This window comes from Kitasatospora sp. LaBMicrA B282, from assembly GCF_050325825.1.
GTDB lineage: Bacteria > Actinomycetota > Actinomycetes > Streptomycetales > Streptomycetaceae > Kitasatospora.
The window spans coordinates 1-10,706 of the sequence record NZ_JBNQTI010000037.1 but is presented as its reverse complement, the minus strand read 5'-3'; the positions used below and the strand labels follow the sequence as shown (position 1 = coordinate 10,706).

At 75.2% G+C, this 10,706-nt stretch carries 7 protein-coding genes; 1 reads left to right on the top strand and 6 read right to left on the bottom strand.

Annotated elements, in window-relative coordinates:
* Window positions 1-34: 34 nt before the first annotated feature.
* The 6 genes from ACQRUO_RS13235 to ACQRUO_RS13210 all read right to left on the bottom strand — a co-directional run bounded on the left by ACQRUO_RS13235 (window position 35) and on the right by ACQRUO_RS13210 (window position 8,599).
* Window positions 35-1,666 (bottom strand): RNA polymerase sigma factor, encoded by a 1,632-nt coding sequence (locus ACQRUO_RS13235; RefSeq protein WP_428316049.1) that lies wholly within the window; start codon window positions 1,664-1,666, stop codon window positions 35-37.
* Between the two features lie 622 nt (window positions 1,667-2,288).
* Window positions 2,289-3,224 carry a FadR/GntR family transcriptional regulator gene (locus ACQRUO_RS13230; protein ID WP_428316048.1) on the bottom strand — a complete coding sequence of 312 codons (936 nt, stop codon included), beginning with the start codon at window positions 3,222-3,224 and terminating at the stop codon, window positions 2,289-2,291.
* Between the two features lie 233 nt (window positions 3,225-3,457).
* Entirely contained in the window at window positions 3,458-4,225 is a 768-nt protein-coding gene (locus ACQRUO_RS13225; RefSeq protein ID WP_428316047.1) for a hypothetical protein, read from the bottom strand.
* Window positions 4,226-4,229: 4 nt separating this feature from the next.
* Window positions 4,230-5,486: an ATP-binding cassette domain-containing protein gene (locus tag ACQRUO_RS13220; protein ID WP_428316046.1), complete on the bottom strand. Its 1,257-nt coding sequence runs from the start codon at window positions 5,484-5,486 to the stop codon at window positions 4,230-4,232.
* A 226-nt stretch (window positions 5,487-5,712) separates the two neighbouring features.
* On the bottom strand, window positions 5,713-6,459 hold the full coding sequence (locus ACQRUO_RS13215; protein ID WP_428316045.1) for an NUDIX hydrolase: 747 nt from the start codon (window positions 6,457-6,459) through the stop codon (window positions 5,713-5,715).
* Between the two features lie 184 nt (window positions 6,460-6,643).
* Window positions 6,644-8,599 (bottom strand): amylo-alpha-1,6-glucosidase, encoded by a 1,956-nt coding sequence (locus tag ACQRUO_RS13210; protein ID WP_428316086.1) that lies wholly within the window; start codon window positions 8,597-8,599, stop codon window positions 6,644-6,646.
* A gap of 678 nt (window positions 8,600-9,277) precedes the next feature.
* Between ACQRUO_RS13210 and ACQRUO_RS13205 the strand changes: the two genes are divergently transcribed.
* Window positions 9,278-10,591 carry an alpha/beta fold hydrolase gene (locus tag ACQRUO_RS13205; protein WP_428316044.1) on the top strand — a complete coding sequence of 438 codons (1,314 nt, stop codon included), beginning with the start codon at window positions 9,278-9,280 and terminating at the stop codon, window positions 10,589-10,591.
* Window positions 10,592-10,706: the final 115 nt, after the last annotated feature.

Sequence of the window (10,706 nt, the reverse complement as noted above, 5' to 3'; positions counted from 1 at the left end):
GTCGGCCGGGCGCCACTGCGCCCGGCCGCGCCGATCAGTCCAGGTAGTCGCGCAGCACCTGGGAGCGCGAGGGGTGGCGCAGCTTGGACATGGTCTTCGACTCGATCTGGCGGATGCGCTCACGGGTCACCCCGTAGACCTTGCCGATCTCGTCCAGCGTCTTCGGCTGACCGTCCGTCAGACCGAAGCGCATCGAGACCACGCCGGCCTCGCGCTCGCTCAGGGTGTCGAGCACCGAGTGCAGCTGCTCCTGGAGCAGGGTGAAGGAGACCGCGTCGGCCGGCACGACCGCCTCGGAGTCCTCGATCAGGTCACCGAACTCGCTGTCGCCGTCCTCGCCGAGCGGGGTGTGCAGCGAGATCGGCTCGCGGCCGTACTTCTGGACCTCGATGACCTTCTCCGGGGTCATGTCGAGCTCCTTGGCCAGCTCCTCCGGGGTGGGCTCGCGGCCCAGGTCCTGGAGCATCTGGCGCTGGACGCGGGCCAGCTTGTTGATGACCTCGACCATGTGCACCGGGATGCGGATGGTGCGGGCCTGGTCGGCCATCGCGCGGGTGATCGCCTGGCGGATCCACCAGGTCGCGTAGGTCGAGAACTTGTAGCCCTTGGTGTAGTCGAACTTCTCGACCGCACGGATCAGGCCCAGGTTGCCCTCCTGGATCAGGTCCAGGAAGAGCATGCCGCGACCGGTGTAACGCTTCGCCAGCGAGACCACCAGGCGGAGGTTGGCCTCCAGCAGGTGGTTCTTGGCCCGGCGGCCGTCCTCGGCGATGATCTCCAGCTCGCGCTTGAGCTTGGGGGCGAGCTTGTCGGCCTGGCTCAGCTTGTCCTCGGCGAACAGGCCGGCCTCGATCCGCTTGGCGAGCTCGACCTCCTGCTCGGCGTTGAGCAGCGGGACCTTGCCGATCTGCTTGAGGTAGTCCTTGACCGGGTCGGCGGTGGCACCGGCGACGGCCACCTGCTGGGCCGGCGCGTCGTCCTCGTCGTCGTCGGAGAGGACGAAGCCCTCCGACTCCTCCTCCGGCTCGCCCTCGCCCTCGGCCTTGGCGCCGCCGGGCAGCGCCGCGTCCTCGAGCAGCTCCTCGTCGCCGAGCAGCTCCTCGTCGCCCTTCTCCGACTTGCCCGCGGTCTTCTTCGCCGCGACCTTCTTGGCGGGGGCGGCAGCGGTCTTCTTCGCCGCGACCTTCTTGGCCGGGGCGGCGGCCTTCTTCGCCACCGCGGCGCCCGACTCGGCCATGACCGGCTCGTCCACCGGCGCCTCCACGGAAACCGAGGTGACCGAGACCACGGAGGAGACCGCGGCCGGGGCCACCGTCGCGGCCGGCGCGATCCGCACCGGGGGCTTGGTCGGCGCGGCCGGCGTGCGGGTGGTGACCGCCTTGGTCGCGGTGCGCTTGGTGGTGCTCTTGGCGGCGACGCTCTTGCGCTTGGCGGCGGTGGGCTCGGCCGCGCTGACCATGAGGTCCACCCCCTCCTCAATCAGCACCTGGTTGAGGCTGCGCATGACGTTCTTCCACTTGGTGACCGGGATCTGGTCCGCCTCGAAGGCCTGACGCACGTCGTCACCGGCGATCTGCCCATGGGCCTTGCCCCGCTCGATGAGCGCCAGCAGTGCCGCGGACTCTGCGATCTCAGGGGGGAGCGAACGGGATGTGCTGGCCGACACGAACAACCTCTCGGACGAAGAGTGGACTCGAACCCGTACCGGACCGCCCGAGAGGGCGAGGAAGAGGCACGTGCAGCGGGGCACGTGTGGTTCCGACCGGCTCGGACTTGAGGACTGGGCTTGCGGGATGCTGGGTTTGCGGGACGGCAGCAGCGCCGCAGACCAACACAGCATTCTGACATGACGCGGGTATTCCGGAGCTGCTTCCGCTCCGTACACATCGCTGCCGCTCCCCAAGTGTTACGCATGCCGCTCGTGGCGCAGGTCACACGCTCTCCCGATCACTGGCCGACGGGCTCGCCGGGCGGCCGGTCGCGGCGTTTCCGAGTGTCGCGCGGCGATCGTCCCCGGTGACGGGGGTCACCGCCGGGTGGCGCGGGGCGTCCCCGGGCTCCGGTGGGGCGTCCCTGCGGTGTCGGGGGGCGTTCCAAGGCGTCGTGCGGGGTCCCGGGGCGTCCCGGGGCGCTCTCCCGAGCCGGGGTCGGCAGCCCGTTCGGGTGGGGCCGGGTCGGCCGGGGTGTGGTCCCGGTCACCGGGCGGCGGGCCCTCCGGCTGCCGCTGTGGCGTCGGCCACGGGGTCCGGAGGGCACTGCCAGGGTCCGCTGCGCTCGTGTCCGCCCGCTCAGTGCTCGCGGGGCGCGGGCACCGCGTGCTCGACGTCCGGGTGCACGGTGAGCAGCGCGCGCATGGCCGCCTCGGCGGCGGTGCCGTCCCCGGTGCCGATCGCGTCGACCAGCCGGGCGTGCACGCTGACCGAGGTGTCCGAGGGCCGCTCGCAGGCGGTGGCCGGACCGCCGCTGACCTGCAGGGCGGCCCCGACGATGCCGGAGAGGTGCTCCAGCATCCGGTTGCCGGCCATCTGCAGGATCAGGGCGTGCAGCTCGGCGTCGGCCCGGGAGAAGGTGATCAGGTCGCCCTGGGCCGCGGCGTGGTTCATGATCTCGGTCATCTCGGCCAGCCGCTGCTGGATGTCCTCGCGGCCGTGCCCCGCGGCCAGCCGGGCGGCCAGCGGCTCGATCGCCCAGCGCAGCTCGAACAGCTCGCGGCGCTGCTCCTCGCGCTGCGGGCCGAAGGCGCGCCACTCGATGATGTCGGGGTCGAGCAGGTTCCAGTCGCCGACCGGGCGCACCCGGGTGCCGACGTTCGGCCGGGCGCTGACCAGGCCCTTGGCCTCCAGGACGCGCAGCGACTCGCGCACCACGGTGCGCGAGACCTCGAAGCGCTGGCCGATCTCCTCGGGGACCAGCGGGCGGTCGGCACCGAGGTCACCGGAGACGATCATCTGGCCGAGCTGCTGGACCAGCTGGCCGTGCAGGCCGCGACCGCGGCTGCTGGTGGTCTTGCGGCCGACCCGGGCGAGATCGCTCTCCGACCCCTCCCAACGGGGGATCGGCGGGGTCGGCCGATCGGCGTAGGAGAAGCGGTCCAGCTCGGCGGCGGCGCCGGGCGCGGGGGCCTCGGCGGTGCGGGCGACGGTCATGGTGGGGTGCGCAAGGGTACTCACACGTCCTTTGTCGGCGATCCGTGGGCCCGACTTGAGGATTCTCGTGAAAAGCACACGAAAGGGTGATCGCCCGTGGCCGGATAATTGACTTCTTATCAGGAAGAAAGGGCCATTCCGGGCAGCGAGTTGAGGGCTGCGCCGACCCGGAGGACGGGGGCGGATCGGCGGCCCGGAAGGCGGGGACGGGACAGGGCGGGAAAGGGCGGGAAAAAGGTGGGACGGCGGGGCGGAGGCGGGGTCGACAGCGGGGCCGGAAGCGGGCTGGGGACCGGGGTGGACGGCGGTGGTCAGAAGGAGCGGCGGCGGGTCTGGGCCAGCAGGCAGCCGCCCAGCAGGACGGCGACCGGGAGCAGGACCACCGCGAGCGCCCGCGCCAGGTGCGTCGGCGCCCAGTCCGCGCCCTGGTGGTGCAGCAGGTCCAGCGCGGTGGGCAGGGCGAGCCGGGCCACCAGGGTCGGCAGCGCTCCCAGCAGCAGCAGGCCGACGAGGGCGCTGCGGGTCAGCGTCACCGTGAGCACGCCGGTCCAACCGGTCGCCACGGTCAGCGCCACGAAGCCCGCGAGCAGCAGCGCCGCGTGGTGGTCGGTGGACAGCGCCTGCACGGTGAACGGGGCCCGGGACGGAACAGCCGTCAGTGCGGTCAGCCGCCGGACGTCGGGGACGGGCAGCGCCAGCCGGACGGTGAGCACGTTCACCAGCAGCGCGGCCACCCCGAGCAGGGCCGCGACGGTACCCGTGACGGCGAGCTTGGCGAGCAGCAGGCGCAGCCGGGCGGTGTAGCGGACCTGGGCGGCCGGCAGTCCCGGGCAGCGGACCTCGTGCGCCGCGGCCAGCGCGCCGAGCAGCCCCGCCGCCAGCGCGGCGGGCGGCAGCGCCAGCAGCGGGACGGTCGCCGTGACCAGGTGGGCCGCGGCCGGCGCGGCGAGTGGTCCGGACGGCTGGTGCCGGGCCAGCACGGCGACCAGGGCCCCGCCGGCGGCGAGGGCGGTGGCGAGGATCAGCCAGCTCGACCGGAGGCCCAGCAGGCGGCGCCCTTCGTAGGCCAGTGCGCGCACGCGATCATCCGTTCCAGTGGTCGGGCCCGGTCAGGGGCTGCGGGATCGGCTCGGGGGTGGGGGCGGTGGGGATCGGGGCCGGGGCTGCGTTCGTGACGAGTGCGGGTGCGGCGGAGGCCGCGGTGGCGCCGGCGCTGCCCGGGGGTGCGGTCACGGTGCCGCTGGGCGAGGCGCCGGCGGGGACGCGTGCGGCGGCGGCCACCGGCGCGGCCGACGGCACAGGGGGCAGGGGGATCGTGGGCGGGCCCGGTGGCAGCGGCTGGGCCTCCGCGCCGGGACGACCGGTCGGCACGGCGGCGGCTCGCACCCCGGTCGACGAGGGGGCGTCGCGGCGCACCCGGACCGCGGGGATGCCGCCGCCGCGGACGGCGACCGGGAACCCGGCCCGGGGCGGCGGCTGCTCGACCACCCGGTCGGCGAGCTCGTGCAGCAGGATGCCGCTGCGGTAGGCGAGTTCGCCGATCTCGGTGCGGCCCAGCCCGCTGACCGCGAGGCGGGCGCTGCCGTCCTGACGGACCTGGGCGCCCTGGGCCAGCAGCAGGTCGGCCAACCGCGCCATCTGGGGGCCGCGGACCGCCACCTCCGGGTGCAGCCTGGTCCGCCGGAACTCGGCCACCGGTTGGTCCGCGACCACCCGACCGGCGTCCAGCGTCACCACCCGGTCGGCCAGCTGGGCCGCCTCCTGGGGGCTGCGCGTGGTGACCACCACGCAGCAGCCCTCGCCGGCCGAGAAAGCGCGGACGAAGGCGTGCAGCCACTCGGCGTTGCGCGGCGACAGTCCCTCGGCCGGGGCGTCGAGCAGCAGTGCGCGCGGGCTGCCGAGCAGAGCGGCGGCCAGGGCGAGGCGGCGCACCATGCCCGGGGAGAAGGTGCGCAGCCGGTGTTCGGCGACACCGGCCAGCCGGGTCTGTTCCAGCAGCTCGTCCGCGCGCCGGACGGGCGCCCCGAGCTGGACGGCCAGCATCCGCAGGTGGTCGCGGGCGGTGCGGCCGAGGCTGCCGGGCTGGCGGTGTGCGGTGGGCAGCAGGACGCCGACCTCGCGCTCGGGTCGGCGCAGCTTGCGGTACGGGCGCCCGTCGAAGAGGGTCACGCCCTTGCCGCGCTCCAGTTCCACCATCAGCCGCAGCGCCGTGGTCTTGCCCGCGCCTTCGGTGCCGAGCAGCGCCGTGACCGTGCTGGGGCCGGTGTCGAAGCCGAGGTCGAGCAACGCCGGCCGGCGGCCGCGGCGGTAGACCTTGGTGAGTCCGTTGACCTGGATCATCGCTGGCTGCTCCCACGTGCTCCGGCTGCCATGGCGGCGCGGTCGGCCGGGGCCGGCGCCGCTTCGGACTCAGCACCCTAGGACGAGCGTCGGGGGATTCCGGGCATTGGGCAGGCGGCGCGGACGACGCGACGACCCGCCTCACTCGATCAGGGGACAGCAGCCGGACCAGCGTTCGCCCAGCGTTCACCCGGGCGCCGGGTCTCCAGGCCCACGACTCCGAGCTTCAGGACTCCGGGCGCAGCATCGGCGGGTTGAGCACGGTGGCGCCGCCGGCGGTGAAGAGCTGGGCCGGGCGCCCGCCCTGACGGGTCGTCGTGCCGCCGGAGGGCACCAGGAAGCCGGGCGTGCCGGTGACCTTGCGGTGGAAGTTGCGCGGGTCCAGCGCCACGCCCCAGACCGCTTCGTAGACCCGTCGCAGCTCGCCGACGGTGAACTCCTCGGCGCAGAAGGCCGTGGCCAGCGCCGAGTACTCGATCTTGGAGCGGGCCCGCTCCACGCCGTCGGCCAGGATCAGGGCGTGGTCGAAGGCGAGCGGCTCGCGGGCCGTCGCCTCCGGGCCGAGCAGTTCGGAGACCGGGGCCCAGCGTGCTCCCCGGGCGTCGCCGCCCGGCTTGGGGGTGGGCAGGTCGGGTGCCAGCGCCAGGTGGGCCACGCTGACCACGCGCATCCGCGGGTCGCGCTGCGGGTGCCCGTAGGTGGCGAGCTGCTCCAGGTGTGCACCGGAGGCGATCTGACCGGTGCTGTTGGAGTGGGCCCGCAGCCCGGTCTCCTCCGCCAGCTCGCGGGAGGCCGCCTCGCCGAGCCCCTCGTCCGGGCGCACGAAGCCGCCGGGCAGGGCCCAGTACCCCTGGAAGGGCGGTTCGCCCCGGCGCACCAGCAGCGCGCAGAGCTCATGCTCCCGGACCGTCAGCACCACGAGGTCGACCGTGACTGCGAACGGGGGAAAGGCCGACGGGTCATAGCGCGACATGGCCCCGATCATAGTCGTCTTTCTGACGATAAACACCAGAACGAACGCAATCACCACCACCCGCCCCGCACGAACCGACCGCACCACGCACGGCACCGCCCCCGCCGGCCGCCTCCCCGGGCCGGGCTCGGCGGCCGGCCGGTCGCCCACCGGACCACCGCGCCCGCCGGGTTGTGACAGTGCGTCAGCGAGCGCCCAGCTGGAGCTCCGCGGAGGCCTCCTCCACCACTGCCACCCCGATCCGGCTGACCCGGACCGCGAACGGCTCCCCCGCCACCCGCAGGCCGGAGAGTTCGAGCTCGCCGAGCGGCGCGGTGCTGGCGGGCCGCACCACGACCCGCTTGGCCGGCGCGTCCGGGCGCACCCCGGCGAGGGCCAGCACCATGTGAGCGCCGGCTGCGGCGGAGCCGGCCGCCGGGCGGCAGGCCGCCGGATGCGGCACCGGTGGGCAGTCCGGCAGCCGCTGCTCGCCCGCGTACATCTCCGGCAGCCGACCGCTGAAGTGGGCGCCGGCGGCGAGCAGCCCCTCCAGCAGGACCCCGGCCTCCCGCTCGAACCCGGCCTCGGCCAGGCCCACCACGGCCAGCGCCGTCTCCTGCACCCGGACCGCGCCGCTGCGGTGACCCAGCGGGTTGAAGCGCGGCGACTTGGCACTGAGCGTGCGTAGGCCCCACCCGCACTCCAGCTCGGGGGCGATCAGCCGGTGCGCCAGCAGCCTGGTCTGTTCCCGGTCGAGCAGCCCGGGCAGCGCGGCGCCCTCGGCCGAGAGCCCGAGATCGAGGAGGTGGACCAGGGAGGCGGCCACCGCGGTCAGCGGCCGCCCGTCGGCGGTCAGCGCGGCGGCGGGCCGACCGCCCGAGAGGTCGTCCACCCAGAACCGCTCGCGGAACCGGCTGCGCAGGCCCTCGGCCCAGTCCCGCCAGGCTGCGGCGCCCGGCCGACCGAAGGCCTCCAGCAGCTCGGCCCCGTGCAGGGCGGCCCGGTGGGCCTGGGCCTGGACCTCGCAGCGGGCCGTGGCGGGCTGCCCGGTGCGGTCGTCGGACTGCCGGCCCAGGTCGGTGACGAAGCCGTCGATCAGGCCGTTCTCGGTGGTGACCCGCAGCGCCGTCAGGGCCCGTTCGGCGGCCGGCAGCAGCTCCGCCACCTCCTGCCGGGGCATCCCCCAGCGCCAGGCCTCGGCCAGCACCGTGACGAAGAGCAGGGTGGCCTCGGTGGCGGTGCAGGAGGGCGGCAGCTCCGGGCCCGCGTGGCGCAGCGGTCCCGGGATGATCCCCTCCCCCTTGCCGGGGCCGCTCGACGTGGTCTGCTGCCGGCGGGCCAGCGCCCGCAGCGTGCCGGCGGCCGGCCTGGTGCCCAGCGGCAGGGTGAACCGGGCCGCCCAGAGCGCGTCGGCCGGGGCGAGGCCGAACCGCCAGGGTGCGCCGGAGGCCGTGTAGAGGTCGGTCGGGCGGTCGGGGTCGGCCAGCAGCAGGCTGTCGAGGGCGTCCAGCGAGCGGGTCAGCAGCAACTCGGCACGGGCGTCGTCGCACCGGACCGTCGCGTCGGTCCACGGTGCCGGCACACCGGCGCCGCGGCCGATCGGCGGCCGGGCGGTGACAGCGGCCGCGGACTCCAGTTCGACCCGCAGCTCCACCGACCAGCGGGCGCCGGGCTGCACTTCGAGGTCCCAGCGGAGCACCCCGGCGCCGGCCAGCACCGCGTGCGGGGAGGGCTTGGCGCTGACGGTGGCGCTGTGGCCCCGACCGAGCCAGCGCAGGCCCGCCGACTGGACCTGGCCCGGGACGTCCGGCGGCCGGGCCCCCGCGGCGATCTCGGCGAGGCCGCCCAGATCGGTGCCGAGCGTGATCTCCAGCGGCAGCCGGGCCGGGCGGGCGCCGGCGTTGCGCACCGTGATCGTCTCGGTGCCGTCGGCGTGACGCAGCCGCTCCACGGTGATCGCCGGGTCCGGATCCAGCTCGCCGGGCACCCGGACCGCACCGACGAACCGGGCCCGGGCGGCCGAGGTGAGGTCGCCCTGCAGCGCGAGCGGCTCGATCCCGCCGAGCCGCAGCTCCATCCGGCTGAGCGCCCGGACGCCGGCGCGGAAGAAACCGTGCAGCCCGGAGCCGCGCAGCTGACCGTCGGTGCCGGAGGCGGCCATCGCGGGGGCGCTGACGCAGAGCACGTCCGCATGGGCGACGGCCGGCAGCCGACGGGCCGGGGCCGGCGGGCGGGTGGGGCCGCCGGGAGTCGGCTCGGGCCGCCCGGGAGCGGTCCGGGAGCCGCCGACCGTCTCGGGCGGCAGCGCGGTCTGGGCTGGCCTGGGGGCCGTCACCGGGCACTCCTCTGGTCGACCGGCCGGGCGGGCCCGCAGGCCGCGACCGCCGTGGTTGGTCTCTGTCTCACGCGCACCGGACCGGTCGGTGCCGTACGCACCCTGGGTCTGGTCCGGTCCCACCGGCCTGCCGCGCCCCCATGGACGGCGCCACCATCCGCGACGGGCTCGGCGGCGCCCCTCTGAGTGAACGCGACGCCCGGGGCACAGGTCACGCCCCGTCGCACGGTCGAGCCGGCCCGGCAGACGCCCCGCTGTCCCGGTCACAGCCACCGGTGCGGACCGCGCGGCGGACGGGGGAACCGGCCGAACGGCCGTGGTCGGACGGCGCCGCTGCCGCTCACTCGGCGTCAGGATACGGTGCCGAGGTGGCACCGCCCTCACCGGGAAGTGCATAGGACGGTGCCGGTGGGCGCCCGGGCGCGGCTCGGGAGGCGTCGCCGGCACCGGCGGTTCCGGAACCCCGCGCGCACCCGCCGCACCGAGCACAGCCGAAGGAGTCTCATGTCCGTCGTGATCCGACAGCCGGGCGCCGTCCTGACCGACCACCTCTTCCAGGTGCCGCTGGATCACACGGCGCCGAACGGCGAGCAGATCGAGGTCTACGCCCGCGAGGTGGTCGCGGCCGGCAAGGAGCGCGCCGAGCTGCCCTGGCTGCTCTTCCTGCAGGGCGGCCCGGGCGGCAAGTCCCCCCGGCCGCTGGGCCGCGACAGCTGGCTGGACCGGGCGTTGGACGACTACCGGGTGCTGCTGCTCGACCAGCGCGGCACCGGGCGCTCGACCCCGGCGACCCGGCAGACCCTGCCGCTGCGCGGCAGCGCGGCCGAACAGGCCGAGTACCTGTCCTTCTTCCGGGCCGACTCGATCGTCCGCGACGCCGAGCTGATCAGGCGCCAGCTGCTGGGCGAGCAGGGCCAGTGGAGCCTGCTCGGGCAGAGCTTCGGCGGTTTCTGCACCCTGACCTACCTGTCGCTCGCCCCCGAGGGGCTGCGCGAGGCCCTGGTCACCGGTGGCCTGGCCGGCCTGCGCAGCAGCGCCGCGGACGTCTACCGCGCCGCCTACCCGCGGGTGTCCCGGAAGAACGCCGGGCACTACGCGCGCTACCCGCAGGACGTGGAGGCGGTGCGCCGGATCGTCGAGCACCTGGCCGCTTCGCCCGCCGAACTGCCCGGCGGCGGGCTGCTGACCGTGCCCGCCTTCCAGTCGCTCGGCATGCTGCTCGGCGCCGGTGGCGGCTCCGACACGCTCCACTACCTGCTGGAGGACGCCTGGGTGCGGGGCAGTGCCGGGCTGGAGCTGTCCGACAGCTTCCTGGCCGGCGCCCAGGCGAAGCTCTCCTTCGCCGACGGGCCGCTCTACGCGGTGCTGCACGAGTCCATCTACGGGCAGCGGTCGGTGGACCCGGGGTCGACCGGCTGGGCGGCGCAGCGGGTGCTCGCCGAATTCCCCGAGTACGACGCGGCACGGGCGCTGGAGGAGGGCACCCCGGTGCGCTTCACCGGGGAGATGATCTACCCCTGGATGTTCGAGACCGACCCGGCGCTGCGCCCGCTGCAGGAGACGGCGCACCTGCTGGCCGAGCGCACGGACTGGCCCGACCTCTACGCGCCCGCGGTGCTGGCGGGCAACCAGGTCCCGGTGGTCGCCGCCGTCTACCACGACGACATGTACGTCGACACCGCCGACTCGCTGGCGACCGCCGACGCGGTGCGCGGACTGCGGACCTGGGTGACCAACGAGTGGGAGCACGACGGCCTGCGGGTCAGCGGGGGCAAGGTGCTGGACCGGCTGATCCGGATGGTCCGCGGGCAGCTGTAGCGGTCGGCACCGCCACGGCCCACGCAGGCTCGGCGGCTGCTCGGCGCGCCGGGCCGCTCGGCACGACCGCGCACGACCGGCGACGGACCGCGGCCGGGCGCCGCAGGGCCGGCGC